The organism is Nostoc sp. DedQUE08 (assembly GCF_034530895.1).
Classification (GTDB): domain Bacteria; phylum Cyanobacteriota; class Cyanobacteriia; order Cyanobacteriales; family Nostocaceae; genus Nostoc.
This window is the reverse complement of sequence record NZ_JAVRCD010000009.1, coordinates 131,698-158,001: the sequence shown is the minus strand read 5'-3', so window position 1 is coordinate 158,001 and position 26,304 is coordinate 131,698. Positions and strand designations below refer to the sequence as shown.

At 42.5% G+C, this 26,304-nt stretch carries 27 protein-coding genes and 1 tRNA gene; 14 read left to right on the top strand and 14 right to left on the bottom strand.

Annotated elements, in window-relative coordinates; genetic code table 11:
- Nucleotides 1-12: 12 nt before the first annotated feature.
- On the bottom strand, nt 13-387 hold the full coding sequence (locus RMY64_RS08885; RefSeq protein WP_194042368.1) for an NINE protein: 375 nt from the start codon (nt 385-387) through the stop codon (nt 13-15).
- 210 nt (nt 388-597) lie between these two features.
- Between RMY64_RS08885 and RMY64_RS08880 the strand changes: the two genes are divergently transcribed.
- Nucleotides 598-1,530, top strand: coding sequence for a J domain-containing protein (locus RMY64_RS08880; RefSeq protein WP_322699834.1), 933 nt, complete (start codon nt 598-600; stop codon nt 1,528-1,530).
- A 126-nt stretch (nt 1,531-1,656) separates the two neighbouring features.
- On the top strand, nt 1,657-1,980 hold the full coding sequence (locus tag RMY64_RS08875; RefSeq protein WP_094349476.1) for a DUF1825 family protein: 324 nt from the start codon (nt 1,657-1,659) through the stop codon (nt 1,978-1,980).
- Between the two features lie 68 nt (nt 1,981-2,048).
- Here RMY64_RS08875 and RMY64_RS08870 read toward each other — a convergent pair whose 3' ends face one another.
- Nucleotides 2,049-3,974 carry a transglycosylase domain-containing protein gene (locus RMY64_RS08870; protein WP_322684892.1) on the bottom strand — a complete coding sequence of 642 codons (1,926 nt, stop codon included), beginning with the start codon at nt 3,972-3,974 and terminating at the stop codon, nt 2,049-2,051.
- Nucleotides 3,975-4,147: 173 nt separating this feature from the next.
- Between RMY64_RS08870 and tyrS the strand changes: the two genes are divergently transcribed.
- The 5 genes from tyrS to gmk all read left to right on the top strand — a co-directional run bounded on the left by tyrS (nt 4,148) and on the right by gmk (nt 8,433).
- Complete coding sequence (gene tyrS, locus RMY64_RS08865; RefSeq protein ID WP_322699833.1) at nt 4,148-5,338, top strand: tyrosine--tRNA ligase; 1,191 nt, start codon at nt 4,148-4,150, stop codon at nt 5,336-5,338.
- A gap of 39 nt (nt 5,339-5,377) precedes the next feature.
- Nucleotides 5,378-6,094 (top strand): orotidine-5'-phosphate decarboxylase, encoded by a 717-nt coding sequence (gene pyrF / locus RMY64_RS08860; RefSeq protein WP_322690070.1) that lies wholly within the window; start codon nt 5,378-5,380, stop codon nt 6,092-6,094.
- On the top strand, nt 6,091-6,768 hold the full coding sequence (locus tag RMY64_RS08855) for a hypothetical protein (protein WP_322690071.1): 678 nt from the start codon (nt 6,091-6,093) through the stop codon (nt 6,766-6,768). Before pyrF ends, RMY64_RS08855 begins: the two co-directional genes overlap by 4 nt.
- Nucleotides 6,769-7,400: 632 nt before the next feature.
- Nucleotides 7,401-7,667 carry an extracellular matrix/biofilm regulator RemA gene (gene remA / locus RMY64_RS08850; RefSeq protein WP_073639751.1) on the top strand — a complete coding sequence of 89 codons (267 nt, stop codon included), beginning with the start codon at nt 7,401-7,403 and terminating at the stop codon, nt 7,665-7,667.
- A 166-nt stretch (nt 7,668-7,833) separates the two neighbouring features.
- A complete protein-coding gene (gmk, locus tag RMY64_RS08845; protein ID WP_322672059.1) occupies nt 7,834-8,433 on the top strand; it encodes a guanylate kinase in 600 nt (199 codons plus the stop codon).
- A gap of 188 nt (nt 8,434-8,621) precedes the next feature.
- On the opposite strand, the gene RMY64_RS08840 is transcribed toward gmk, so the two are convergent.
- From RMY64_RS08840 to RMY64_RS08830, 3 genes are all read right to left on the bottom strand, one after another.
- Nucleotides 8,622-9,143: a photosystem I reaction center protein subunit XI gene (locus tag RMY64_RS08840; RefSeq protein ID WP_322671975.1), complete on the bottom strand. Its 522-nt coding sequence runs from the start codon at nt 9,141-9,143 to the stop codon at nt 8,622-8,624.
- 276 nt (nt 9,144-9,419) lie between these two features.
- A complete protein-coding gene (gene psaJ, locus RMY64_RS08835; RefSeq protein ID WP_094349471.1) occupies nt 9,420-9,569 on the bottom strand; it encodes a photosystem I reaction center subunit IX in 150 nt (49 codons plus the stop codon).
- A gap of 39 nt (nt 9,570-9,608) precedes the next feature.
- A complete protein-coding gene (locus RMY64_RS08830) occupies nt 9,609-10,103 on the bottom strand; it encodes a Photosystem I reaction center subunit III (protein WP_322671976.1) in 495 nt (164 codons plus the stop codon).
- A 301-nt stretch (nt 10,104-10,404) separates the two neighbouring features.
- Here RMY64_RS08830 and tsaD point away from each other — a divergent pair, with 301 nt between their 5' ends.
- Nucleotides 10,405-11,454, top strand: a complete 1,050-nt coding sequence (gene tsaD, locus RMY64_RS08825) for a tRNA (adenosine(37)-N6)-threonylcarbamoyltransferase complex transferase subunit TsaD (protein WP_322671977.1) — start codon at nt 10,405-10,407, stop codon at nt 11,452-11,454.
- Nucleotides 11,455-11,531: 77 nt separating this feature from the next.
- Here tsaD and RMY64_RS08820 read toward each other — a convergent pair whose 3' ends face one another.
- Both RMY64_RS08820 and RMY64_RS08815 read right to left on the bottom strand, forming a co-directional pair.
- Nucleotides 11,532-12,449: an alpha/beta hydrolase gene (locus tag RMY64_RS08820; protein ID WP_322671978.1), complete on the bottom strand. Its 918-nt coding sequence runs from the start codon at nt 12,447-12,449 to the stop codon at nt 11,532-11,534.
- Between the two features lie 114 nt (nt 12,450-12,563).
- Entirely contained in the window at nt 12,564-13,283 is a 720-nt protein-coding gene (locus RMY64_RS08815; protein WP_012410214.1) for a hypothetical protein, read from the bottom strand.
- Nucleotides 13,284-13,756: 473 nt separating this feature from the next.
- Between RMY64_RS08815 and RMY64_RS08810 the strand changes: the two genes are divergently transcribed.
- From RMY64_RS08810 to RMY64_RS08785, 6 genes are all read left to right on the top strand, one after another.
- Nucleotides 13,757-14,308, top strand: coding sequence for a GNAT family N-acetyltransferase (locus tag RMY64_RS08810; RefSeq protein ID WP_322671979.1), 552 nt, complete (start codon nt 13,757-13,759; stop codon nt 14,306-14,308).
- A 310-nt stretch (nt 14,309-14,618) separates the two neighbouring features.
- A tRNA-Pro gene (locus RMY64_RS08805) sits at nt 14,619-14,692 on the top strand.
- 718 nt (nt 14,693-15,410) lie between these two features.
- A complete protein-coding gene (locus RMY64_RS08800; RefSeq protein ID WP_322671980.1) occupies nt 15,411-16,229 on the top strand; it encodes a Tic22 family protein in 819 nt (272 codons plus the stop codon).
- A gap of 25 nt (nt 16,230-16,254) precedes the next feature.
- On the top strand, nt 16,255-17,145 hold the full coding sequence (gene prmC / locus RMY64_RS08795; protein WP_322699832.1) for a peptide chain release factor N(5)-glutamine methyltransferase: 891 nt from the start codon (nt 16,255-16,257) through the stop codon (nt 17,143-17,145).
- 88 nt (nt 17,146-17,233) lie between these two features.
- Entirely contained in the window at nt 17,234-17,833 is a 600-nt protein-coding gene (locus RMY64_RS08790) for an L-threonylcarbamoyladenylate synthase (protein ID WP_322672060.1), read from the top strand.
- Nucleotides 17,834-17,936: 103 nt separating this feature from the next.
- A complete protein-coding gene (locus RMY64_RS08785) occupies nt 17,937-18,851 on the top strand; it encodes a HAMP domain-containing sensor histidine kinase (RefSeq protein WP_322690076.1) in 915 nt (304 codons plus the stop codon).
- An 81-nt stretch (nt 18,852-18,932) separates the two neighbouring features.
- Here the strand turns inward: RMY64_RS08785 and RMY64_RS08780 are convergent, their stop codons facing one another.
- From RMY64_RS08780 to RMY64_RS08750, 7 genes are all read right to left on the bottom strand, one after another.
- On the bottom strand, nt 18,933-19,400 hold the full coding sequence (locus RMY64_RS08780) for a GNAT family N-acetyltransferase (protein ID WP_322671983.1): 468 nt from the start codon (nt 19,398-19,400) through the stop codon (nt 18,933-18,935).
- Between the two features lie 354 nt (nt 19,401-19,754).
- A complete protein-coding gene (locus tag RMY64_RS08775) occupies nt 19,755-20,168 on the bottom strand; it encodes a hypothetical protein (protein WP_322671984.1) in 414 nt (137 codons plus the stop codon).
- A 73-nt stretch (nt 20,169-20,241) separates the two neighbouring features.
- On the bottom strand, nt 20,242-21,231 hold the full coding sequence (gene secF / locus RMY64_RS08770) for a protein translocase subunit SecF (protein ID WP_322671985.1): 990 nt from the start codon (nt 21,229-21,231) through the stop codon (nt 20,242-20,244).
- Complete coding sequence (gene secD, locus RMY64_RS08765) at nt 21,228-22,640, bottom strand: protein translocase subunit SecD (protein ID WP_322672061.1); 1,413 nt, start codon at nt 22,638-22,640, stop codon at nt 21,228-21,230. Before secD ends, secF begins: the two co-directional genes overlap by 4 nt.
- A gap of 175 nt (nt 22,641-22,815) precedes the next feature.
- Complete coding sequence (locus tag RMY64_RS08760) at nt 22,816-23,799, bottom strand: alpha-ketoacid dehydrogenase subunit beta (RefSeq protein WP_322671986.1); 984 nt, start codon at nt 23,797-23,799, stop codon at nt 22,816-22,818.
- 702 nt (nt 23,800-24,501) lie between these two features.
- Entirely contained in the window at nt 24,502-25,482 is a 981-nt protein-coding gene (gene hemB, locus RMY64_RS08755; protein WP_322671987.1) for a porphobilinogen synthase, read from the bottom strand.
- Between the two features lie 400 nt (nt 25,483-25,882).
- Entirely contained in the window at nt 25,883-26,242 is a 360-nt protein-coding gene (locus RMY64_RS08750; protein WP_322640530.1) for a DUF4870 domain-containing protein, read from the bottom strand.
- Nucleotides 26,243-26,304: the final 62 nt, after the last annotated feature.

Below are 26,304 nucleotides of genomic sequence, written 5' to 3'. Positions count from 1 at the left end.
TTGTCGCTTACCTCAAGAAATCTGGTCTAGCAATTGGCGACGCTTTTGCTCAAATTCATACTCTGAAATCAGTCCATCTTGGCGCAGAGCATCTAATTCCCGCATTGCGTCAGCGATCGCTCCTACCTGATTAATCGCCTTTTGTGAGTTCCTCGCTGCTGACTTGCCGAGATTAAAATTACGATCGAAAGCTTCTTCGTCTTGGGCTAAATACCAAACTCCCTCAATCGCACTAGCTACCTTGGGGATCGGCGTCCAGGAAAGCAACACATACAAAACACCCCACAGCGGCTGTCCCAGGTAGAATTTATGTAATCCTGAAATTGTCAGCGTGCCAGAAAAAGCTAAAACAGCGGCAACACTTCGGCTTTTGCGCTTAGTCAACATATTTCTAATAAATATACGAATACCATAGTTCCGACAATAAGACAGCCAAAAGGCACACAGACAATTCATCCCTAACTAAATCTTCCCAGTCCCCAATTCCCAGTTCCCAGTCCCCAATCCCCAATTTGAATAAATTTGAGTAAGTTTCACATGACTGTGCATTCAGCTTTGATGCTAATTTTAAGTTTTTAACGGATCTAGACTACTACGATGTCACAGACCTTCCTACCGCCAGAATGGCTTAAACAGCTTTGCGATCCTTACGCTGTGCTAGGAATTTCTGTGAGTGCTGACGATCGCCAGATTTTTAAACGCTATCACACTTTAGCAAAGCTGCTACATCCCGATCGCTATGCTAAAAGCTGCAATCCAGACGAAGAATTAGCAACGGCAATATTTAGCCATTTAATCAATCCAGCTTACGAACAACTCAAAAATCGACACAAGCGCTTGATTGCCATAGCTATGCTGCGATCGGACGCAAGAGTATTACAGCAGCAAGCTTTGTGTGGGCAAAGTGCCATAGCTAAGGAAATTATAGAAATGTCTGCACCCCAAGCAGAATTGTTTTACGAAGAAGCGATCGCTTCCTATGCAGAAGCTCAATACAAATCACTCCATCAGTTTTATCAAGTTACACAACAAATTAGTTTACTGAATTTAGTTTACTTACAGTTGCATAAACCTGACTTGTTTCTCCCGCAAAGAGCTGTTCGCATCATCCCCGAAGTAGAAGTCAAGCCAGTTGAATTGACATTTAATGAAGAAACTAATGTCAAACCAGTTTTGACAAATTACGCCCAACGTCACTACCAGCGAGCTATTGAGTACGTCAGGCTAGCCAATTGGGCCCTAGCCGTGCAAGAACTGCGCGATGCCATCAAGTTAGAGCCAAATAACAGCGACTATTATGCTTTATTAGGTTTAGTACATCTAAAACAGAAATTTATCGGCATGGCTAGGGTTTACATCCGTCAAGCATTAAAACTTAACCCGCAAGATTCACTAGCTTTGAAATACGCTACCAGACTGAAAATTGAACCGAGTGAAAATACCAATCCGAAATCAATGGCTAAAGCTCTGAGTATTGCGAGTTTATTAAGTCGATTTAACAAGGGGAAACCTTCTCAAGTCAAGTGTTGAAATTTCGGTAACAAACCGTACCAAAACCGAAGCTTCGTGACTAGATTACTCCCCTAGACTAAAATAATAAATAGAAGTAAAACTATTAAGCTACTGAGTCTGGGCGCTCAGTTTAATATAAGCAATATGGGATTCTTCGATTCGGAAATAGTTCAGCAAGAAGCAAAACAGCTGTTTGAGGATTATCAAGCGCTGATCAAGCTTGGCAACAGCTACGGCAAATTTGACCGCGATGGCAAAAAGCTGTTTATTGAGCAAATGGAAACCATGATGGATCGGTACCGCATCTTTATGAAGCGCTTCGAGCTATCAGAAGATTTCATGGCACAAATGACAGTAGAACAACTGAAAACGCAATTAGGTCAGTTCGGTGTCACTCCGCAACAAATGTTTGACCAAATGCACCTCACTTTAGAACGGATGAAAGCCGAGCTAGAAAAACAGCCCTAACAAAAGTTAGGAGTTGGGAGTTAGGAGTTCTCAATAAACTCATAACTCATAACTTATCACTCCTAACTTTAATTTGACTTGGGACGAGAAAACTGGGAAGGTGACTTGAAGTTTTCTACGGGTACGTTCTTAAGTGCCTTCTCCATAAAATCTTTCCAAATGGGAGCAACCATGACACCACCTGTGGCATGGTCAGCTAATTGTCTGTTGTCATCTCTCCCTACCCAAACAGCAGTTGTCAACTGTGGCACAGTGCCAACAAACCAAATATCTTTTTCTGATGATGTTGTTCCGGTTTTCCCTGCGGCTGGGCGACCGAGAGCAGCACCTTTACCTGTACCTTCAGTGATTACCGATCGCATCACATCGATAATTGCGGCTGATGCCCAAGGATCGAGAACTAGCTGTGGTTTAGGAGTGTTATCTAGCAACACGTTACCACTACTATCGGTGACACGGGCAATTACAGTTGGTGGAGATTGCCAGCCATAATTAGCAAAGGTAGCATAGGCACTAGCCATTTCCAGAGGAGTGACACCAATTGCACCAAGTGGTAAGGAAGTAACAGGTTCCATTGGACTCATAATGCCCAAAGTACGACACGTTTCTATAACTCTATTCATCCCTACAGCCTTACCAATCTTGATCACCGGAATGTTGCGCGATTGGGCTAAAGCTCTGCGGATTGGCATAGCTCCACTAAAACCGCCATCATAATTTCTGGGAAAGTACCAACCGTTACCATCTCGATAGCTAACTGGGGCATCTACCACCGTTGAGTCTGGCCCATATTTACCAGTAGCAAAAGCAGTATAGTATACAAACGGTTTAAAAGAAGATCCGGGCTGGCGCTGAGATTGAGTTGCACGATTAAATTCACTCGTCTTAGGATCTATACCGCCCACCAGTGCTTTAATAAAATGCGTGCGCGGATCGATTGCCACTAGGGCCATTTGATTCTTAGATAATCCTTGCCCCAGCAGTGTTTTATGCCACTTAACGACAGTTTCCTCAGCCATGATTTGGAAGTTGGCGTCAACCGTAGTTTGCACCCGCATCCCACCTTTGAGTAGTGTCTCCCGCCCAAACTTTTTAGCTAACTCCTGCGCTACGGTATTGGTTACATAAGGTAAGGCACTACCTTGAAAGGATTTGATTCTCCCAAGTTTGATTTCTTGCTTGAGGGCATTATCGTATTCTGACTGGTTGATCCAGTTCAATTCCAGCATCCGTCCCAGCACTTCTTTTTGTTTCTGTTTTGCCAGCTTCATGCTCACAAACGGGCTGAATTCTTCTGGTGCTTGGATCAACCCTGCCATCATTGCTGACTCACCCAAGCTTAAATATTCTGATGATTTATTAAAGTAACTGCGGGCTGCCGTTTGTACACCATAATTGTTATGACCCCAATAAACTTGATTGAGGTACATTTCTAATATTTGGTCTTTAGTGAGAATTTGTTCTAACCGGATTGCTAGCACAGCCTCTGCTAACTTACGGGTAAAGGCCCGTTTTTGAGACAAAAACAGGTTTTTTACCAATTGCATAGTCACAGTAGAGCCACCCTCTTTGACTCCACCTGCTACAGCGTTAACTACTATAGCCCGGCCAACACCAGTGGGGTTAATACCGTGGTGATCGTAGAAGTGGCTATCTTCACTTGCCAATACTGCCCGTTTTAAATTCGGGGAAATTCTATCCAGAGGTACGACTTCCCGGTTGGCTTCCCCGTGAATACTGGTTAAGAGTTTGCCCTTAACGTCATAAATGTAAGTCGTTTCTGAGGGGAAGAAGTTACGTAGCTGTCTCACATCTGGCAAATTACGGAAACTGATGGCTAAACCAACCAGTCCTCCGGCTACAATGGAACTTGCCAGCATGGTGATTGATAGGAGAGTACCGCCAGTTACCTGACCAACTCCTTTCAAAAACTCAAAACCTGATGAAGCCCGACGCTGTGGCTGTTTATCTTCAAAAGTCCTAGACGACGACACGGCTATTTCACTTCCTCACTTGTAAATTTAACTGTAATTGATTGGGTGAAGCAAGGCGGTTAGTTTTTTGCAATTATAGTAGTTTGGCAGATGAGAAAGCGGATAAATTGCAAGTGTTTATAACCAACTTAACTTCTAGTGTGCAAAACATAGCTAATAATCAGTCTCTTAATATGACGCAAGATTTTGCTTGGCTGCGTCGTGGTGTAGTAGAAGTTTTCCCACAATCAACTGATGTTAACAGCGAAAGTCTAGAAAGGCTCTTACTAACTACAGACAAACCTTTAAGGGTCAAATTGGGAATTGACCCTACAGGTACTGATATTCATCTTGGTCATAGCATACCAGTACGAAAACTGCGAGGATTTCAAGATGCAGGTCATACAGCAGTTTTAATTATTGGCGATTTTACAGCACGTATTGGCGATCCAACTGGTAAATCTGAAGTGCGTCGTCAACTTACAGAAGCAGATGTAGCTAAAAATGCTCAGACTTATTTAGATCAAGTACGTCCTATCTTGGATTTTGACACACCAGGAAGGTTAGAGGTGCGCTATAACTCCGAATGGCTCTCTAAGCTCAACTTAGAGAAAATTTTGGAGTTACTCTCCACGATGACGGTGGGGCAGATGTTAGCGAAGGAAGGATTTGCCGATCGCTATAAAAAAGAGAATCCGATTTTTATCCATGAGTTCCTGTACCCGTTAATGCAAGGTTTTGATTCGGTTGCAGTTGAGGCAGATGTGGAATTAGGCGGCACCGATCAGAAATTTAATATTGCTGTAGGTAGAGATTTGCAGCGCCATTTTGGTCAAAAGCCCCAATTTGGAATGCTGCTGCCAATTTTGATTGGCACAGATGGCGTGCAAAAAATGTCTAAGTCTTTAGGTAATTATATCGGATTGTCAGAACACGCAGGACAGAAGTATCAAAAGTTGCAAGGAGTTCCCGATAATCTCCTAGAACAGTATTTTGAACTGTTGACGGATTTACCTTTGGATCGACTGCCAGAAAATCCCCGCGCTCGCCAGACACTTTTAGCATGGGAAGTTGTTAAACAGTACCACGGTGAAACAGCCGCTAAAGAAGCAAAAGAAGCAGCCCAAAGCGGCGGCAAGGAAGGTGCAGTACCAGAATTTTCTCTAGCCGGCGTGCAGCAATTTCCTACTAAGTTAGCGTATATTCTCAATGTCACTGGCTTGTGCAAAAGTACCGGGGAAGGAAAGCGGAAAATTCAAGAGGGTGGCGTGCGTTTAGATGGCGATCGCATTACCGATGCTGACACCACTTTTGATGCTCCTGGTGAATTACAAGGTAAAGTTTTACAAGTTGGAAAAAATAAGTTTGTGCGCTTAGTACCCTAAATTGGGAGTCAGAATGAAAAAACTAATGACAAATGACCAATGACCAATGACAAAATAATTGTGGCTTTGGATGTGCCAGATGAACAAGCTGCGATCGCACTTTTAGATCAACTCCCGCAAGTTGGTTTTTGGAAAGTCGGTTTAGAGTTGTTTACCAGCACTGGCCCGAAAATTCTGGAAGTGTTAAAGTCTCGGCAAAAGCGCATTTTCTTGGATTTAAAGTTTGATGATATCCCCAATACCGTTGCTGGTGCTTGCCGGAGTGCAGCTAGATACGGAGTGGATTTACTGACAATTCATGCTACTGCTGGTAGAGATGCCCTGAAAGCCGCAACTGAGGCGGCACAGGAAGGGGCTGCAAAAGCAGGTGTACAACCACCAAAGTTAATTGCGATTACTCTGCTAACGAGCATTTCTGCCAGACAGTTGGCATTTGATTTAAAAATACCTCTAGAATTGCCAGAATATGCTCTAGAAATGGCCCTACTGGCTCAGGAATCTGGTTTGGATGGGGTAGTTTGTTCGCCTCAAGAGGTGGCACAGCTACGACAAACTTGTGGAAATGACTTTTTACTAGTTTGTCCGGGGGTTAGACCAACTTGGGCTGATATTGGCGATCAAAAGCGATCGCTCACTCCAGCACAAGCTATTATTGCTGGTGCAGATTATCTAGTGATTGGGCGTCCCATCACCACTGCTACTGAGCCTGAGTTAGCCTGGAAGAGGATTTCTGAGGAGTTGATCGCGGTGGCATGAAGCTTAGAGTCAGTGAGAAACTCAGAGTCCAGGGTGTAGAGAAGAACAATCTTGCCTCTTGGCTCAGTCAGAAAAATTATAGTTTCCTGTTTGCTTGTGGCTTCTGGGTTGTAGTCTCAAATAGCTTTGCTTACCCAGCCTTCTCGATAAACCCTATCCCTAAACCCTCGGCGCTAGCAGAAAGGGAAAATCTCAACAATGGTGCGAAGTCTTTGTGTTCTGAGCAAAATTTAGAAACATTAACTATACAGCTATTGCAAGATTTACCTAGTTATACCAATCGTGCTAGTCAACGCGCCCGCCGCCTCAGTAGAAGCAGTCAGGTTTACAGTTATATGTTAGTGGCAGGAAGACCTGAGTTTACTCCTCTGCCCCTTAACCTTGAAGAATATAGTGCAGATACGTCTAAAAGTGCTGCATCAGAAGTTGAGCAAGTTTTCTTTACTACCTTGGAGCGGCAGTACATAGATCGGAAAGTTGTAGAATTACAAGAATTTCACTGGCTGTTATTGACTAAAACTAAAAGTGGTTGGCAACTAGTGATGATGTTTTCTCAAGTTGGTTCCTATTCACAACAGCAGCCACTATCTCCACCACGAGATAGTAGTAACGGTACTGTTGCCCAAGGAGTTAAAGCTTGGTTGCGCGATTGTGAAGCTGGAAGTTTACGTTAATAAAACCTAATTCCCAATCTTCGTAAATTAGAAGAATATTAAGTAATGTCTAAAAATACTTACTCAAATTGTCTATAAACAGGATTATCACTTGTGGTTAGAAACTATATTAAAATAATTGCAAGAACGAGATTTAGAACATCTTGATTAGGATCGTTTGATTGAGGAGATTTAAAGATTGAATAATGAACAATAACACAAGTTTGAAAGTTATTTACTTTCTTTGAAATGCTCTGGCGCGGCATAGCCCCTTGTTAAAGGTAAGCTAACTTTTTACAGCACGGCGTAAATAAATTACTCATTTCAAATCAATAAAATGCTTACGCTGTATACCTGTTTGAATTTTGTTCGTGAGTCTGCAAGCGTCATTGTGAATTTTGAATTAGCCTTTTGCGGTACTAGTTATTTTCATAGAAGATACATTACCTAACTAGCTCGTATCAGTATGATTTTACCTGTATCTTTAGGAATATTTTTAGGAAAAATAGCTAGTAAATAGCTAAAAGAAGCAGACATTATTTAAAAACGCAGATTGGCTTGAATTTAAGCGTTGTAACTCCCGTTTTTTGGCGATAACATGGAAAGAAGTTTATTTCAAGCTTTATCAAACCGCCTTTAGCGTCAGTTTTTTTATGGACATTCAGTTAATTAACATCGGGTTTGGTAACATCGTGTCTGCCAACCGAGTAGTTGCCATTGTCAGTCCAGAGTCTGCCCCGATTAAGCGGATTATTACCGATGCACGGGATAGAGGTCAACTGATTGATGCAACTTACGGTCGTCGCACGAGAGCTGTAATTATCACCGATTCCAGCCACGTAATTCTGTCAGCAATTCAGCCGGAAACGGTAGCGAATCGCTTTGTAATTTCTCGCGATCATCAAACTGTAGATAATTGATTAGCAGTGGATTTTTCCCACTCCTGTTTGTACCGGATCGGTAGTACCATGTGAATTAGACAAATTTTATGTCACTCTTGCTACAAATTCTTTAGTCATTAGTGGACTAAACCAAGAACACAAGACTAATGAATAATATGTATTGATTGATTCACAGGTTGAAGGGATGATGCCAGCTTTACCCATCCAGAGTAGTGCGACTACCGAAGAATGCTTACATTTAGGCAGGTTAATTGTTTTAACTGGCCCCAGTGGGGTCGGCAAAGGTACTTTAATGCGATCGCTCCTAGAGCGTCATCCAGAACTCTATTATTCCGTATCCGTGACAACTCGTTCTCCCCGTCCAGGGGAAATCGATGGCAAAAGTTATTACTTCATCAGTCGCAGTAAGTTTGAACAATTAGTTGCTGAAGGTGAATTTTTAGAATGGGCAGAATTTGCTGGTAACTATTACGGCACACCCCGTGAAGCAGTACTTAACCAAATTCATTTCGGTAAGTTGGTGGTGCTGGAAATTGAACTAGAAGGGGCAAGACAAATTCGTGCTTCTTTCCCCAGTGCCCTCAGCATTTTTATTTTACCGCCTTCCTTTGATGAATTAGAGAAACGAATACGCTCTCGTGCCCAAGATTCTGAAGAAGCGATCGCCCGTCGTCTGCTTCACGCCCAAGAAGAAATTCAAGCCGCAGATGAATTTGATATTCAAATCGTTAATGACGATTTTGAAACTGCTTTAAATGATATTGAAGGAGTTTTGTTTAAATAAATTAGGAGTTAAGAGTTAGAAGTTATGAATTATAAACTCCTAATTCTTAACTCCTGTATAGACGCGATTAATGAGCCAGCGCGTTGCGGGGGTTCCCACGGCAATCACTCATGGGGGGAACCCCCAAGACCGCGCTGCCTCCCCGTTGTAGCGACTGGCGTCGCGTCTCTACTGCTAACTCCCAGTAATTAACCAAATAGACCTTGAATTAGTGCCAAATTACTGGTCAAAAAGTAAGCAACTACTGCACCACCAATACCACCAATCAAGAAAGAACTGCCGAAGTTGTTCCAGCTTTCTTTAGAGTTAAAAGCATCTGCTGGAGGCTTGGGTACGGTAACACTAGGAAGTGCTTTGGGTGGATTGCTATTTGCATACAGTGATAGAGCGCCTGTGAGAACTACAACCAAGCCAATGGCTGACAGTAACCCAGCTAAGTTAGCATTATCTGTGTCCCGCAGTGGGCCTAATTTGGCAAAGGGGCCAAATAGCCAGTAACCATGAGCCATACCAACTTCTAAACCGCGTCTAGCAGGAGCCAGACCTGGGCGATAAGCAGGTAAATTATTAATAAACCCCTTGACCAAGGGAGAAGAATTAACCGGGGTTTCTAGGTTGCCTATCTGCGGATCGCCAAATGCGGGAAAAACAACTTCCCGATTTCTAGGATCGCTAGGAAGATTCTTTGATGCATCTACTGCTTGTGCCATATTTTATGTTCGCCTCTAAATTAAAATGGTGGCATTTTTATATTAATAATAATTGTCGCTAAAGAAGCATTTTGTTTAGGAAGTTTAGAAAAATTAATTTAGCTTATTTTAAAACCGTGAAACTCGCGATCTGTAAACAGTATCACGAGTTTCAAAAAACTATTTTTGCCGACTATTTTAGTGAGAATTCTGCCTAACTAAGATGAAAAAATCATCTACACAATATTAAGCAAAAAACAAGACATCGATTCAACTGTCCTAAATTCCATTTGACACTTATGGTAGTGGGTGGAAAAGTAGGTCGGGGAAAAAGCGGTTGAATTCAATCAAGATACCTGCTGTGATGAACAGCCATATCGTAGCGGCCACAGGCGCTGTGGAAATGAATTTAATCAAATAAGCTGATTGGTCGCCTTTGTCTGCCATGAATTTAGTCTCCAAAACGAATGAATTAGTTAAACTGATTTAGCGTGGGGAAATGGGAATTTCTGTATCCTTGGCTGCTAATTTTCCAGAGAGAAGTTCTTGGACTGCTGCTACTGGCCAAGTAAAGCCTGACGCTATGATAGGTAGTGCCAAACCAATATCGATTTGGATTTCTTTTAGTTCAGTGTTCGGGTCTTTTTTGACTGCTTGCAGATAGGCACGACCTACCCAGCCAATCCAACCAGCAATATATAGAAACAAAATGCTAGGGATCAGGAAATCACCAGCATGATCTAGACGACCATCAACAATCAAGTGGGGATACCCCTCAGGACCACACAGTTCTTGAGAATAACGCTCAAATCGTTTTATCCCTGATTGGGGATCGGCGGTGGTATTACGGGCATTAGCTGCTAGCTGTTGAAAAGCGGGATTGTCCCTGCACGGTGTCAAATTAGCCCCTAAAGCTTGTGCTGGGGGGGCAAAGTTGAACCAAAGACTAATCGCTAACATCAAAGCAAACAATCGTCGCATAGAGTTGTTTCCTTTTATTACAAAACAAGAAGTTCTTTGTACAAAACGAAGCGGCTTGTACAGTTGTTTTTTTGCATAACTAGGAAGTCATCATACTCTTGGGTGGGAACCGAGTAAAGTTTAAGTAAATAAAAGTTAAAGCTTCTCAACCAAAATTAGTCCTGAGTTCCGAGTGCTGTTAGCAAAAGCGGGGCGTTTAGCCCGTCCTCAGTAGAAGAGTTGTTGTAGGGTAGTAAAGAAGCAAGATTTTTTCTTTACTATTCAGGACTCAGGACTCAGGACTCAGGACTCAGCACTCTCAATGACAACCGTTTTAGCAATAGAAACCAGTTGTGATGAAACAGCCGTCGCAATTGTTAACAATCGTAAAGTTTGCAGCAGTATCGTAGCCTCGCAAATTCCAGTCCATCAGCAGTATGGCGGGGTAGTACCAGAAGTAGCGTCTCGCCAGCACTTGGAAACGATAAATGTTGCGATCGCACAAGCCTTAGAGCAAGCCCAACTAGATTGGGGACAAATTGACGCAATTGCCGCCACTTGTGCCCCTGGACTTGTAGGAGCGCTATTGGTAGGGTTAACTGCTGCCAAAACTCTAGCGATGGTACACAATAAGCCATTTTTGGGAGTTCATCACCTCGAAGGTCACATCTGTGCAACTTACTTGAGCGAATCAACTTTAAATCCCCCTTTTCTTAGCTTACTGGTTTCAGGCGGACATACAAGCTTGATTTATGTCAAAGATTGTGGTATGTACGAAACTCTGGGACAAACCCGTGATGATGCTGCGGGTGAAGCCTTTGATAAAGTGGCGCGATTGTTAAAGTTGGGTTATCCGGGTGGACCAGCGATCGACAAGTTGGCACAGCAGGGTAATCCTCAAGCCTTTGCTTTACCGGAAGGAAAAGTTTCTTTACCTGGTGGGGGGTTTCATCGTTATGATGCGAGTTTTAGTGGGTTAAAAACGGCTGTATTACGTTTAGTGCAGCAGTTAGAAAAAGATAGTGGACAAGTGCCAGTGGCAGATATAGCAGCTAGCTTTCAGGATGCGGTAGCGCGATCGCTAACCAAAAGAGCGATCGCCTGTGCCCTTGACTATAGTCTAGACACAATTGCCATTGGTGGCGGTGTAGCAGCTAATAGCGGCTTGAGAAAAAATCTCCAAGCCGCCGCCGTTAAACATAACCTACGCGTCCTCTTCCCACCTTTAAAATTCTGTACCGATAACGCCGCCATGATTGGCTGTGCCGCCGCTGACCATCTATCCCGTGGTCATACGTCCCCCCTGACACTAGGCGTTGAATCTAGATTAGGGCTTACTCAGGTGATGAAGTTGTATCAATCTGTTGAGTAGTCATTTGTCATTTGTCATTTGTCATTTGTCATTTGTCATTTGTAACTACCAATGCCCAATGCCCAATGCCCAATACCCTATACCCTATAACTATTGACTATCGCCCGAATGTGATCGGCCACTGCATCCGGCTGTTCTAACATAGCCAGGTGTCCGCAATTAGGAATTTCCAAAACATTGTCACCACAATATTGAAAAAGCCTGTGAAAGCTGGCTAAATGGCGCACATACTTGGGTTCCATAACCTTGTCTTCTGCGCCAGCCAAAAAATAAACTGGCTGCTTCAGTTGGGATACTAGCTCAGGTAAACGATTGATTTCTTCTTCAGTTGTGGAGTCTAACAAAGTTCCCAGAGCGGCTTCTGGGTCAGCCACAACGAAATCTATTACTCGTTGACGTGCCCAATAGCGCTCTAAAGGACGAGCTACACTAGCTCTGGTAAACAGCAAATCAATCAAAGGCACTTGGGACAGCCAGCGCGGACGGACTTGCAAAAATTTCTGACCTGCCGAGCGAAACTGCTCAAAGGCTTCTTTGAGGTAAATACCACCGCCAGCGTTGATACAGATAACTCCCTTAACACGCTCAGGTATTTGATCTGCTCCCCAAAGAGCGATCGTCCCGCCTAATGAGTGACCAATTAGCCAAGCACTTCTAATATTCAACTGTTTCAGGAGAACTGCTAAATCTTGAGTATACGCAGCAGGAGTATAAAGAGAATCGAAAGATGAGTCAGCCATACTACTGGAGATGGGCGTCATACTCAAAGACGTTTGTGCTTGACTAAAATCGGTTTTTATCTGAGATTGGGATTCACCAAAACCCCGCAAATCATAGGACAAGCACTGCAAATCATCTGATAGGCGGGAAATCACAGGTTGCCAATATCCACGGCTATTGAGCCAACCGTGGATAAATACCAAAGCATGGGGGCAGGAAGTGGGAGCCGTTAGCTCGTATGCGTGTGGAACGCCCAAGATTTCGATAGTTGCCATACTTGTATCGTACCCTTAAGGATGGGTGCGACTAAATACTAAAGTAGAAAGAGTTAGAAGTTAGGAGTGAGGAATTTTTAACTCATAACTCATAACTCATAACTTCTCACTTTTTTATTTACCCAGCAACCTCTGTCGCACTCCTTCAGCAATTTTGTGACCCAGATATTCAGGAATGAGACTTTCATTCGGCCCTAACAAGTAGAGAATTAGCCGTGTACGTCCGCGCCAAACCAGTAAATTGGCATTGACTACCAAAAGGTCTTCCTGCCAGATAGCATACATCACTTTGTAGAATAATCCTGGTTGATTATCAGCTTCAATCACTAGAGCAGGGAGATGAAATACCGGATCGACATAAAACTCAGTTTGTACCTGCTCTAAGCCAGTGTCAAGATTAAATTCTACCGCCAGCATCTCTTCTACCTCAAACCGACCTCCTAAAGCCTCGCGAATGGCGCGACAGACATTTTCTGCGGTTTTCTCGGTCAAGGCTTTACTACCACGAGATACCAAAAGTTTGATAAAAACTAACATTGGCGGACGGATTTGACCGTATAGACTTAAACCGTGGATAGTCAACCCATAAGCTGCTAGTACACCAAAAATATCGCTGAGGAGAAAAGACTGGTTGCGGTAAGCAAAATGCAGGGCACTTTTGCTTCCTTCCGGTTTTAGTTCAATAACAGCGCGTCTAGTTTTATAGAGACGGTAGGCTAACCGCAAATTTTGCAGTTGAATTTCACTACTGACGAATTGCTCATAAAACTGGGGAAACGCTCGGTTAAAGCGCTTTAGGAGTTCCAGTGTCGAAGATTTTAAACCAGAAGCCATTGTTAAGGGTAAAACTCGCTTGCTTTCGTCATCTGGGGGCTGGGTGTTGAGGGTTGGGTGTTAAGGACTAAGGACTGAGGATTGGGGACTGGGAGGACAAGGGGACAACAGAAGAGTGTTCTCGATACCCAATGCCCAATCCCGTGTATACAATTCACTCCTAAGCTAACGTGCATTTAAGCTCTATAGGAGCAATTGCCAGGATTAGGTTTTTCCATTATGAATTTTGAATTTTGAATTGTTTATATCCTTACGCTTTTGGTGAATTTCTCCTAGCCTTTACAACAAAATGCTAAAGTTGAAAATGATTGGTGTGAAACACGCTCTAACTAGCTGTTACCATTGCAAATCCCGAAAACAACCGAAAAAATTTGAGTGTAATAGGGTAATAAATGGGGGTAGCGATGTTAAAAGTGAATCAACACTCCTGAGAGTGGAAACCAATTCAGTTATACTACCCGAACCGCGTTGGCATGGGTTTTTGGAAAACTTGGTTTAGTACTCCTGAATCTGTAGGGACAACTAGGACAAATCTCTTTGAAGAGCATACAGCAGAAACTGCGGGCAACTCCAGCCCCAGTAGTATTAGCGAAGCTGCTTCAAAGGAGGCTCGGATCGTCTTCAGTACGGAACGAGATATTGACCTATATGAGCTAGAAGAACTCTGTGATGCAGTTGGTTGGTCGCGTCGTCCTCTAAGAAAAGTAAAAAAAGCTATTGAGCATAGTTTTCTCGTTGCTTCAATGTGGCAAGTGAGAGGAAACCAAAAGCGGCTCATTGGTTTTGCCCGTGCTACCTCAGATCACGCCTTTAATGCCACTATCTGGGATGTAGTGGTTCACCCAGACTTTCAAAGTCAAGGACTGGGGAAGGCGCTAATGAAATACGTTCTCAAAAAACTTAGGAGTGAAGAAATTAGTAATGTCACTCTCTTCGCTGACCCCCATGTTGTAGATTTCTACCGAACTATGGGGTTTATGGCCGATCCAGAAGGCATCAAAGGCATGTTCTGGTATCCTCACTAATGCTCAATCCAAATAAAACCCGATTCGCACAATAAAATCAGGTATAGTAGTACAAATCTATTATTTAAATTTGGTTTGACAAGGTTTAGCCGACGAACGCACAAGTAATATCTCTTGTAAAACTAAGTCGGCAGACAAACCTTTAACCTTTATCAGTCCAAATATCTAAATCTAGCTAGTATTTGCAGAAGATATAAATATATTAGGCATGAGCAGTGTTATGTGATATGATTGCCTTAACGCTTTTGTGAAAGCGCGATCGCTTTGATGGGGAGCTAAAAACCAAACCCAAAAAAGCGGATGAGTATAACGGGATGTAGCGCAGCTTGGTAGCGCGCCTGCTTTGGGAGCAGGATGCCGCAGGTTCAAATCCTGTCATCCCGATTTAATTAATATAGTTAACACTTAGGGTAATTAGCCAGGTTTTCTTTGCTAAATATGCAATTGAATTACATATTTTTACGGAGAAGACCAATTAGGCTGTTTTGTAGTTGAAGCCTAACAGACAAATTTCGTCATTAAATAGTAAGATATTCTGAACACTAAGCTTTGTATAGATTTGAGAAGATACAGCAGTTTGCAACTAAGTGAGGTACAAAACCAAAGGCTTACAAATTAAATTATTCTTCTGCCTTCTGCCTTCTGCCTCCTGCCTCAAAACCAATGACTTTGTACTTCATACAAATGAAAACTGCTGTATTAAAGCAATCGCAGATGGAACGATTGATTAACTAATAGCGTCAACTAATTTTAGAAAAAGCCGATAAAATGGCATTTATCATCTCCAAGGTTGGAGAGATGGATAGGCTTTTTGCTGTTTGAGAAGACATATAATTAGCATCTACGGCATTTCGCGGTCAATAGCGAAGCAAACCTAGAAAAACACAACGTTAGCACAGCCAACTTGTGAAAACGATACTATAGCAACTCTAAATAGTTAGGGAACATTGGATTTTGACCGTTGACGCTTAACACTCAACCTCAACGCGCATAATGAATTTTTCAAAACTAAAATGAATTGCTATATAACTAAAGCTAGTTGGTGCTGTGCAAATCCAACCATTTGTTTAATTTAATTGGACTATTGATGCGAGGAGCAGTCATGAAATCATTTATTCGCTTAGGCGCAACATTGGGTATAGCTGGCAGTGTATTTTTAACAGGGCTTTCAGGAATAGCCAATATACCAGGAATGGGCAATCTAGAGGCGATCGCTCTGCCACAAGATCAAGTAGTGAAAAAGCTCCAAGAAGTACCAGTATTCACGCTCACCAATCCTAAAGGCGAATTTGTAGTTCTTTCAAGAAACAACGCATCTAAGCCGATCTCACAAGTGGGATTTTTTATTAGCAAGCAAGATGCTCAAAAATTCCTTGACAATCGGCTCAAAAAAGAAAATCCCCAGTTAGCAGGCACTCTACAGGTTAGACCTTTGTCCTTGGCAGACTACTATAAAATAGTTCAAGAAAGCAAAAAGAAATCAGATTCTGTGATTTATACTTTAGTTCCGACGCAACAACAAGTAGCTTCGGCAACAAGTATGATCAATCAAAATGGTAAAAAGGTGGAGCAATTCAATGGTATTCCTCTATTTGTACCCAAATTTAAGAAAGATAATAGCTATCTGACTATTCCCCTTGCTAAAGGTAATGAGCGATACATCCCTTTCTTTTTTGAGAAAGAACAAGCAGTGGCTCTGTTAGAGGAATTCAAAAAAGCCGTGCCAAAGGAAGGAGCCAATACTGAAATTCAGGTGGTAGATTTGTACGGTGTTATGGAAGCTCTCAATAGCAGCAGCGATCCTAGTATCAATAAAATTGTTCTCTATCCATCACGGGAGTCGATCAATTTTATTCGCTCCCTGGCGCCAAATCAATCACCAGCTGCCAAGCCAGCTGCCGCCCCCGCTCCGAAAAAATAACGGATATGCGCTCCAAGGTTGAGGTATGGGGGAGAAACATCCGATAGTCTCTGGTTTACAACTTTGGCAGTGGCGGAATGCAGCTCTTGAAGCAGCGATCGCCACTGATGTCCCACCAATGGAAGTAGATTGGTTGCTCCTCGAAGTTGCTGGATTAGACCGCTTGGCACTGCGTTTAGAGTCTTTTAAAAACTGGCCGCAAATTCAACTGCAATTGCCGCTAGAAGAGTTAGACCAACTGTGGCAGAGGCGATTAAATGACCGCTTACCAGTGCAGTACATTGCCGGTGTGACACCTTGGCGTAACTTTCAAATTGCGGTGTCAAGCGCAGTTTTGATTCCCAGACCAGAAACAGAGTATTTAATTGATTTAGCTTTAGCAGCTGCTAACGGTGTCTCAGGACATTGGGCAGATTTGGGTACTGGGAGTGGTGCGATCGCCATCGGATTAGCAGATGTCTTGCCAAAAGCAACAATTCATGCAGTTGATTATAGTTTAGAGGCTTTGGCGATCGCTCGATCCAACGCCGATAATTTGGGTTTTGCTGACCGGATTCAATTTTATCAAGGTTCTTGGTGGGAGCCACTGACATTCTTAAAAGGTCAGTTCAGTGGTATGGTGTCGAACCCCCCTTACATCCCCACCAGCACCTTACTGACTTTGCAACCAGAAGTCGTTAACCACGAACCACATCTAGCTTTGGATGGTGGCCTTGATGGCTTAGATTGTATTCGTCATTTGATCGAAGTCTCCCCCAGTTATTTGCAATCGGGTGGCGTGTGGCTAATTGAGATGATGGCTGGACAAGCGGATGCAGTGCGAGAACTTTTACAAAATCAAGGTAGCTATTGTAAGATTCAAATTCACGCTGATTTAGCTGGAATTGAACGTTTTGCCCTGGCCTATAAAAGTTAGGAGTGATGAGTTATGAGTTATGAGTTATGAAATTCCTTACTCCTGCACAGACGCGATTAATCGCGTCTCTACTCCTAACTTTGTAAATATGACCCAAGTTTCTTTAGAAAATCTAATAGTTGGCGCACGCGCTGGTCTTTTAGTGAGCTTTCCGACTGATACTGTTCCGGCACTTGCAGCGATACCAGAGAAAGCAGCGTTAATTTTTGCGGCGAAACAACGCAGTCAAGACAAACCTTTGATTTTGATGGCAGCTAGTGCTGAAGATTTGTGGCCGTATGTCAAAGGTAGTGAGAATGAATATAAAGTTTGGCAAGAATTAGCAGATAAATATTGGCCAGGAGGGCTGACATTAGTTTTGCCAGCGAGTGAACGCTTACCAAAAGTTATGAATCCTATCGATCCAACAACAATTGGGATTCGAGTACCAAACAGTGCGATCGCTCAAACTATTTTGGCGCAAACAGGCCCTCTTGCCACCACTAGCGCCAACTTTTCTGGTCAGCCGCCTTTGCAAACAATCGCAGAAATTGAGACTCAGTTTCCCCAGGTTCTGATAGCAACGACAGAATACCAGAGTGAAATACCAGGGATGGGTATACCTTCCACTGTTGCTAAATGGACAGGGATAAATTGGCAGATTTTACGACAAGGTGCCATCGAGTTAGATTTATCGAGTGATAACTAAGTATAGGTAGTTATAATGTTGTTTTCGTGGTGTTAACAACAGAGAAATCTGAAACTTTAGTTGGCGCTGTTGTACTTAATTAGCAAGTTAATAATTGCCAGATATGAATTGGAGCAACTGGATATATCTAGGAGTAGGAATAGCACTAGGTATGGTTTTCCGTCAGTTATTTGGGCGAGCGCCTAATGTTTTATCTAGCTCATCCCCAGTAGCGCCATCAGCTCAACAGGATATGTCACTAATATCGCAACAGCTACAGCAAACCCAGCTGGCATATCTGATGGCAAAGGAAATGAGCCAGTTTAAAGCTGGTTTTTTGGCGCGGACTACTCATGAATTGCGATCGCCTTTTAATGGTTTGATTGGCTTACATCAATTAATTTTGTCAGATTTGTGTGAAAATCCAGCTGAAGAGCGAGAATTTATTGCCCAAGCTCACGAGCGAACGCTGAAGTTGCTGAAGCTAATGGATGAAATTCTCAATGTTGCAAGAGCTGAACACGGCACTAATAAATTAGATATTCAGCCCAGAGCCTTAGCCGAAATTTTAGAGGAGGTTCATGACTTAACTTATATGCTGGCGGCAAATCGCAATTTTCCCTTACAATTATTACCCGCAGACTCAGAAATTTATGTTTTGACAGATTACCTCTGGCTCCGCCAAGTATTGATAAGTTTAATAGACACTGCCATTACTCAAATGGAGGAAGGCAGCATTTGTATTTCCAGTAGCACCCTACCTACAAACAATTTTGTAAACATTTGGCTAGATTTACCAACCCATGCTGTACCCTGGAGCGAGCCGATTGATTTGCTCAAATTTGAAGATCCGTTGACCCAGATTGACCAAAAAAACGCTACTCTTTCCCCAGGAATGAGACTATTAATCAATCAAACTTTGGTGGAAGTTATGGGAGGAAAGTTAGAAATCTTGCCCTCGACCATTGTCAAGGAACCACATCAGCAGCTTACCAGACTACAAATCTCTATTCCTCTAGTGAGTAGTGCTGAGTCCTGAGTAGTAGAGAGGAAATCTTGCTTTTTAACTACTCTACTACTACAGTTATTATACTTAATACTCAGCGCTCATTGCTCGGAACTATTTCGATGATTCTTGAAGCTGCACTTCTGTAGCAGCAAGGAAAGTACGGTTAGCTTGATTGTGTAGCACCATCGTAGTGGTAGTGTTGCTTTGAAAACCAATCTTTTCGTAGAAACCCTGTTGGTAAGTAGTCATCAGGTAAACTCGCTCAACCGACTTCATACGAGGATGTCTTAAAACGGTTTCTACTAAATTGCTTCCCAACCCACTATGTTGATACTCTGGATGAATTACAACATCCCAAATTGTGGCGCGATAGATGCCATCAGATGTTGCTCTTGCAAAGCCAATGAGCAGATCGCGATTCCAAACGGAAATCACTGGCTCACTATTGGCAATAGCTATACCTAAGTCTTCAATACTGCGTCCCTTTGCCCAGAAAGCGGAAACGTTTAATAGTTCTTGGAGTTGATAAAGGTCAATTTCAGACTTGCGATCGCTAAATTTAATCTGAAGATCGTTCATGTATGGCATCCACTTTTAGCAGTATCTTTGAACAGACATTTGATGAAATTAAATATGCATTATTCAGAAATCTTGTAGAGACTTAGCACTACTAAGTCTCTACATTCTTTTTGGGCAGATGTCTATTCAGGAGGCAGGAGGAACCCACCCTTAATAAAGGTGGATTGAAACAAGGACGTTTTATACCTCGCTGCAAGCAGTCTCGGTATAATTATTAGTTTAAACTGGGCTTTAAACCCTGCAAATGCAAGTTTTCATTGATACTCATTCCCTCCTGCCTCCTAACTCCTGCCTTTCTTTGTAAGGTTAAGTCATATTTTGCTATAAATTGCTGTACGTGTAGAGAAAGAAAATTTAATGACAAACCCACTTCCATAGAGGATGAGTTGCTCCCTGTTGACGTATCCGATAAACTTGTTTTTCTAAACGTTGTTTTTCCTGCGGTGGCAGTCCGAGTAGAATATTCCGACTTTGCCAAACTAAAACAGCAGCAGTCATCCCCAGACAAAAAGCGAGACCGAAGGTAGACAGTGGATGGTAGAACAATCCAAATCTCACTGCCACCCAGGTAAAATATTGTTGCCACAGAGCAATTTCTGCACGTAGACCCCACAACGAGGCAGGCGCAATGGTCAGCCATAAACAGCCGACAAACAGCCACCTGCCATATACTGTTAGCTGATGTAGTCTTTGTACTTGTTGAGCAAATGATGGGTCAGATTTCTCAAAGTCTGGGACAGTATTTAATCGTTCTTGCGGTTGATCCATAGGGAAATAAGATTGCAAGGCGTGGGTGAGCAATTCAAAATACTTTCACCCAATTGGGAAATATACACTCTTTTTAACTATCCTGGGAACTGGGAGATGTATCAATCGAATCAGCGTTGTCTAACATTTGGGATTCTCCTTTTCGCTCTCGCCACCAAGTTAGAAGAGTACTGGCGATGAAAATACTCGAATAAGCCCCCATTGTGAAGCCAATAATCAAAGCCAGCGAAAAGTTTTTCAGTGTTTCTCCACCAAATAAAAAGATTGCAGATAATGTCAGTAATACGGTTAAGGTAGTGTTGATCGATCTTGTCAATGTTTGGTTAACCGCATCATCTACAATTTGGGCAATCGGCTGTTCGGGATGGATTTTAAGGGTTTCCCGAATGCGATCGTAAATTACCACTGTATCGTTGACTGAAAAACCTGTGATCGTAAGTAAGGCGACGATAAAAAGGCTATCTACTTCGATGCCTGCCACCAAACCCAAAAATGAAAAAGCCCCAACTGTAATCAAGATATCGTGGAGTAGGGCAACGATCGCAAACACAGCATAATCTAACTGGAAGCGGAAACTCATGTAGATAGTAATACCGATGAAGGAAACTATCAGAGCTAACATCCCGGATGTAAACAGTTCTCTGCCTAATGTGGGGCCAACGGAGTCAATTTGGTTCTTTTGCGGGTCAAAAACGCCGATTTCTTCGCTCAAAGCGTTTTGTAATTTGGTACGCTGATCGACACTCAAATCTTTTGACCGAATTAGTACACCATTTTCTACACCATTTTCTGAGACAAGTTGGATACTGCTATCACCTAGTCCCTGTGCTTTTGCTACTTCCCGGACAGCGTTGATATTAATTGGTTTGTCGCAGTTACCGGGTTTGGTGCAATCTCGAACAAACTGCAACCGCGTACCACCGATAAAATCTAAACCGGGGCGTAAGGGGGAACGAATACTAGGTTGTTGCCAAGAAATCACCATTGAGATGATACCAGCGATGATGATAGCGGCAGAAATACTCCACCAAAGCGATCGCGATTTATTAATGCTTAGTTTCATTGAGTCACCTCTGCCTTATTCGATGCTGGCAGGTTTGGACAGAAAAGTTCTGTCTTGCGCAAGGAGTGAATTGAAATTGCCAAAAATAGCAATGTTCGACTACAGGTAATTGCAGTAAACATACTTACAGCTACCCCCAAAGCTAAGGTTAGAGCAAAACCTTTAACTAAACCAGACCCCAGCCAAAATAGGGCAGCGCAAGCAATCCATGTAGTGACGTTGCTATCTAAAATACTAGAAAATGCCCGATAAAAACCCGATTCTACAGAACGATACAGAGATTTACCCGCCCGCAATTCTTCCCGCGTCCTTTCAAAAATTAGCACATTGGCATCAACTGCCATCCCAATACTGAGAATAAAACCAGCAATTCCAGGCAAAGTTAGGGTAACGCCCAATAAAGCAAAGGTTGACCAAGTTAAGAGAGAGTAGATCACTAGTGATATATCCGCAATCAATCCTGGTAGTCGATAGTAAACCACCATGAATATTAATACTAAAGTCAAACCACCGACTCCAGCATAAATACTACTTTGAATGCTATCTTTACCCAAGGTTGCTCCGACTGTCCGCCTTTCTGCAACTTCTACTGGTACGGGTAATGCGCCACCACGTAACTGCACGCCTAAGTCATTAGCTTGTTGGGCGGTAAAACGTCCTGTAATCACGGCAGAACCACCTGTAATCCCAGTAGCGGCAAATTCTATACCTACAGTAGGAGCGCTGATTAGTTCATTGTCTAGAAAAACACCAATGCTACGCCCAGTACCGGCGAGGTTTTTCGTCAAATTGGCAAACAGTTCACCACCCTTTTGGTCGAAGCGAATGGCAACATTCCAGTTGTTACCTTGAGTGGGTTCACCATAGGCATCCTTGAGGTATTTGCCAATTAGTGGTGGATTAGTGCTTTCAAACAATTCTGCGATCGCTTGATTATTTTTTTGTAAGTCTTCTTGATTCTTGACAATTGCCGCTTTGTCGTTACTCTTTCTTAATTCTTCTTGCTTGAATTTCAATTCAGCTCTTGATGCTTGAAAAGCAAGCAGCTGAGTTTCTGTATTCGCCTTTTGGGTACGAAATTCTAACTGTGCTGTACCCCCTAGCACCCGTTCAGCTTGTTCTGGATCGTTGACTCCTGGTAGTTGTACCAATATTTTATCTGTACCGACTGTTTGGATTACTGGCTCAGAAACACCTAAACCATTAATCCGGCCTTCGACAACTTTCTTCACACCTTCCAATTCGCGTTCGGTGATTTTGGGGATATCCGCTGATGGTTTCACCTGAATTGTGAGCTGTGAACCTCCGCGCAAGTCTAGCCCAAGAGGTATCGGAATTGTGGCAATCACCGTAATAGCGGCGATTATCAGGACTAAAATCAAAATTAATAGCGATCGCTGTCTTTGCATACCATAACTCGCATCTGACAAAGGCTATAATAGCGCTCTTTTGAGGAGTTATGAGTTGGGAGTTGGGAGTTAGGAGTTGAGAGTTAGGAGTTGATAGTTAGAAGTTGGGAGTTAGGAGTTGTAAATTCAATATTAAATTTTTAACTCCTCACTCCTAACTTTTAACTCTTAACTTTTAGACTCGCAACGCCACCATTTTTTCCACAGCTTCTACTATTTGCTCTGGTTGGATGATTGTTAGTCGTTCCAGATTGCCGTTGTAAGGTGTGGGGATATCTTGGGAAGAAAGTCGTAGTACAGGCGCATCCAATTCATCAAAAAAGCGATCGTTGATTGAGGCGATGACTTCTGCTCCAATACCGGCAGTGCGCATCGATTCTTCCACAACAATGACTTTATGGGTTTTACGGATTGATGCACCAATGGTATCAAAATCTAATGGTTTAAGGGATATTAAATCGATAACTTCTGGATCGTATCCTTGTTTTTCAAGAGTTTTGACGGCTTGCACTACATGATGGCGCATCCGCGAATAAGTAATAATTGTCACATCTTTCCCTGGACGCACAATTTCTGCTTTATCTAGGGGGAGGAGGTATTCTTCTTGTGGTAAATCTTCTTTCAAGTTGTAAAGTAAAACGTGTTCAAAGAACAACACTGGATTATCATCGCGGATAGCGGATTTCAGCAGTCCTTTGGCGTTTCTTGGTGTGGAGCAGGCAACAATCTTTAACCCTGGCACAGCTTGGAAGTAGGTTTCTAGTCGCTGGGAATGTTCTGCACCTAGCTGCCTTCCCACACCTCCAGGGCCGCGAATTACCATCGGAATTTTAAAGTTACCGCCAGAAGTATAGCGGAGCATCCCAGCGTTGTTGGATATTTGATTGAAGGCAAGCAGTAAAAAGCCCATGTTCATGCCTTCAATGATCGGACGCAACCCAGTCATTGCGGCTCCCACAGCCATCCCAGTAAAGCTATTTTCAGCGATGGGGGTATCTAGAATGCGGAGTTCGCCATATTTTTGGTACAGGTCTTTGGTAACTTTATAGGAACCGCCGTAATGTCCAACATCTTCACCGAGAACGAATACGCTGGAGTCACGCGCCATTTCTTCATCAATGGCTTCCCGTAAGGCGTTGAAGAATAGTGTTTCTGCCATTTAGACCTTTTAGTACGATTATGGTTATAGAATTTTATCGTGCTGCTGTCGCAAATACAGTGAGCGATCGCACTAGTTAGAGTTTAGGTTTTTTAAATAAACGACCTCTAGTATAGAGCGAGTGATTGCCATAACTATATCAAAGCTATTTAACTTCGATTTTAGATGTTTTATGAGCGATCGCCTGACACTCTAGCAAATACGGCTAATTTATTTATGTAATAAAACGTAAAGCTAATGTATAAAATACATTGAAAACTTTTTGATTGGAAAATACCAACTTAAGTGAGGGTTTTTTAGGAAGATAAGTATAAGCGATCAAACCATCACATTGACCAAAAAGTTAAATACGCTAAGATGACGTATTCTATTTGGTACAGGTTTTTGAGATGTCATTAACCGACTCAATGACTGCACGGATTAGAATTTAATCTTGTTGTGTATAGATATTACTTAATATGGCATATGGTGATTTTATTTTAGAGAAAATCAAACATAACTTTCAAATAAATACTATTGAAAAAAGTAATATTTTTGCTAATACACCTGATATAAAATGTAGCAATTTTATTAAGAAATTATTCCATATAATCTACCTATAACCATAAACAAAGAATCTCACGCCTAAACACTAAAACACAACTCTGCGTCTTTGCGCCTCTGCGTGAGATTTTCTCAATTCTTAGCATTCAATCGCACACCTTACTTTAACCATCTCGCCGCATCTTTGGCATGATAAGTCAAAATCAAATCTGCACCAGCGCGTTTAAACCCAATTAAAGTTTCCATAACCACCCGCTCTTCATCAATCCAACCATTGAGAGCCGCAGCTTTCACCATCGCATACTCACCAGAAACATTGTAAGCGGCAACTGGCAAGTTACTTGCTTCCTTGACGCGCCAAATAATATCCATGTATGCCAAGGCTGGCTTAACCATGAGCATATCAGCACCTTCAGCGATATCTAATTCAATCTCTTTAATCGCTTCGCGGGCGTTACCTGGGTCCATTTGGTAAGTTCTTCTGTCCCCAAATTGTGGTGTCGAGTCTGCTGCATCCCGAAATGGGCCATAATAACCCGAAGCATACTTAGCAGCATAAGACAAGATTGGCGTATCTTGAAATCCTGCTTCATCCAAACCCTGACGAATTGCTTGCACAAACCCATCCATCATTCCCGAAGGCGCGATGATATCAGCACCAGCTTTCGCTTGAGAAACTGCCGTTTTCTTCAACAATTCCAGAGTTGGATCGTTTAAAACTCGTCCTGTTAAATCACCAGTTTGTAAATAACCACAATGACCGTGACTGGTATACTCACACAAACAAGTATCAGCAATTACAACCAAATCTGGCACTGCTGCTTTTACTGCCGTCGCCGCTTTCTGGACGATACCGCAATCATGCCAAGCGCCAGTGGCATCCACATCTTTATCAGCTGGAATACCAAATAGAATAATAGAAGGAATTCCTAAGTCGTAAACTTCTTTTGCTTCTTCAACAATTTTATCTACCGAAAGTTGGTAGACTCCGGGCATCGATTTCACCTCATTAGCGATTCCCTCACCCGGTACAGCAAATAGTGGGTAGATTAAATCACTTGTTGTTAAAACAGTTTCACGAACCATCCGGCGCAGTTGGGGATGAGTACGCAGACGACGGGGGCGATGTGTAGGAAACATAAAATTTTATCAAGAAAAACAACGCGAATAGACACAAAACAAAGCGTCACAAAAGCAGGCTAAAAATTTCCTGCCGTCAGACAGACTACAAACAGTGCTTAACTGTCCTTTGCCCTACTCTTAATCAAGTTGTAGGGCAATTTTGTATTCTACAGCTTGGTTGCACCTATCCGACGGACTGGAAAAAAAACAACATTATGAAGAAATTAAAAATTTAAAATGGTAAGACTGTCTGTTGGCAAAAATCCTGGCGAATTGAGGGTTGAGATTTAAACGCAAAGGGACGCGGAGGTAAACGCAGAGGCACGCAGAGAATTCGCTACGAATCAATTAAATTTTGTGTTTGGTAGTAAATAACTGACAATTACCAATGCTCTATGCCTAATCCCATAAATTTCTGTTAAAAAACTCGGAAAATATAGGGATAACGGAAGGGTATATCAGGATTGCTGAAAACTCCGATGAGTGCCCAAATTGTTAATCCCCAGTGTAATAGATATCCCAGACCGGCTAGTGGCCCCAACAATAATAGAGGTAACACTAACCAGCCGAATAGAAAAAACAATGCTCCCAGAATTGCACCGTAAAACCAGACATTAAAGTGGAAATTGATAGATTCTTTGGCGTTTTCTTTAACAACAGGATCGTCAGATACAAGCAGTATGGCGATAGGTATGCCTACAGATACCAATGTTGTGCTGAAAAAAATAGCTCCATGAGACAAAGCAGATAGAAGCTTTCGCTTGTCTGTGTCGTACATTGCTTTCTCCTATTTAGTCAGATTGTTGGTTATACTACGACCCTATCATGAGCATCGTTGTC

Bases quoted from the DNA above. Each gene is read 5' to 3' on its own strand.
- RMY64_RS08885 (WP_194042368.1), bottom strand. From the start codon at position 387: ATGTTGACTAAGCGCAAAAGCCGAAGTGTTGCCGCTGTTTTAGCTTTT.
- RMY64_RS08880 (WP_322699834.1), top strand. From the start codon at position 598: ATGTCACAGACCTTCCTACCGCCAGAATGGCTTAAACAGCTTTGCGAT.
- RMY64_RS08875 (WP_094349476.1), top strand. From the start codon at position 1,657: ATGGGATTCTTCGATTCGGAAATAGTTCAGCAAGAAGCAAAACAGCTG.
- tyrS (WP_322699833.1), top strand. From the start codon at position 4,148: ATGACGCAAGATTTTGCTTGGCTGCGTCGTGGTGTAGTAGAAGTTTTC.
- pyrF (WP_322690070.1), top strand. From the start codon at position 5,378: ATGACCAATGACAAAATAATTGTGGCTTTGGATGTGCCAGATGAACAA.
- RMY64_RS08855 (WP_322690071.1), top strand. From the start codon at position 6,091: ATGAAGCTTAGAGTCAGTGAGAAACTCAGAGTCCAGGGTGTAGAGAAG.
- remA (WP_073639751.1), top strand. From the start codon at position 7,401: ATGGACATTCAGTTAATTAACATCGGGTTTGGTAACATCGTGTCTGCC.
- gmk (WP_322672059.1), top strand. From the start codon at position 7,834: ATGATGCCAGCTTTACCCATCCAGAGTAGTGCGACTACCGAAGAATGC.
- RMY64_RS08840 (WP_322671975.1), bottom strand. From the start codon at position 9,143: ATGGCACAAGCAGTAGATGCATCAAAGAATCTTCCTAGCGATCCTAGA.
- psaJ (WP_094349471.1), bottom strand. From the start codon at position 9,569: ATGGCAGACAAAGGCGACCAATCAGCTTATTTGATTAAATTCATTTCC.
- RMY64_RS08830 (WP_322671976.1), bottom strand. From the start codon at position 10,103: ATGCGACGATTGTTTGCTTTGATGTTAGCGATTAGTCTTTGGTTCAAC.
- tsaD (WP_322671977.1), top strand. From the start codon at position 10,405: ATGACAACCGTTTTAGCAATAGAAACCAGTTGTGATGAAACAGCCGTC.
- RMY64_RS08820 (WP_322671978.1), bottom strand. From the start codon at position 12,449: ATGGCAACTATCGAAATCTTGGGCGTTCCACACGCATACGAGCTAACG.
- RMY64_RS08815 (WP_012410214.1), bottom strand. From the start codon at position 13,283: ATGGCTTCTGGTTTAAAATCTTCGACACTGGAACTCCTAAAGCGCTTT.
- RMY64_RS08810 (WP_322671979.1), top strand. From the start codon at position 13,757: ATGGGTTTTTGGAAAACTTGGTTTAGTACTCCTGAATCTGTAGGGACA.
- RMY64_RS08800 (WP_322671980.1), top strand. From the start codon at position 15,411: ATGAAATCATTTATTCGCTTAGGCGCAACATTGGGTATAGCTGGCAGT.
- prmC (WP_322699832.1), top strand. From the start codon at position 16,255: ATGGGGGAGAAACATCCGATAGTCTCTGGTTTACAACTTTGGCAGTGG.
- RMY64_RS08790 (WP_322672060.1), top strand. From the start codon at position 17,234: ATGACCCAAGTTTCTTTAGAAAATCTAATAGTTGGCGCACGCGCTGGT.
- RMY64_RS08785 (WP_322690076.1), top strand. From the start codon at position 17,937: ATGAATTGGAGCAACTGGATATATCTAGGAGTAGGAATAGCACTAGGT.
- RMY64_RS08780 (WP_322671983.1), bottom strand. From the start codon at position 19,400: ATGAACGATCTTCAGATTAAATTTAGCGATCGCAAGTCTGAAATTGAC.
- RMY64_RS08775 (WP_322671984.1), bottom strand. From the start codon at position 20,168: ATGGATCAACCGCAAGAACGATTAAATACTGTCCCAGACTTTGAGAAA.
- secF (WP_322671985.1), bottom strand. From the start codon at position 21,231: ATGAAACTAAGCATTAATAAATCGCGATCGCTTTGGTGGAGTATTTCT.
- secD (WP_322672061.1), bottom strand. From the start codon at position 22,640: ATGCAAAGACAGCGATCGCTATTAATTTTGATTTTAGTCCTGATAATC.
- RMY64_RS08760 (WP_322671986.1), bottom strand. From the start codon at position 23,799: ATGGCAGAAACACTATTCTTCAACGCCTTACGGGAAGCCATTGATGAA.
- hemB (WP_322671987.1), bottom strand. From the start codon at position 25,482: ATGTTTCCTACACATCGCCCCCGTCGTCTGCGTACTCATCCCCAACTG.
- RMY64_RS08750 (WP_322640530.1), bottom strand. From the start codon at position 26,242: ATGTACGACACAGACAAGCGAAAGCTTCTATCTGCTTTGTCTCATGGA.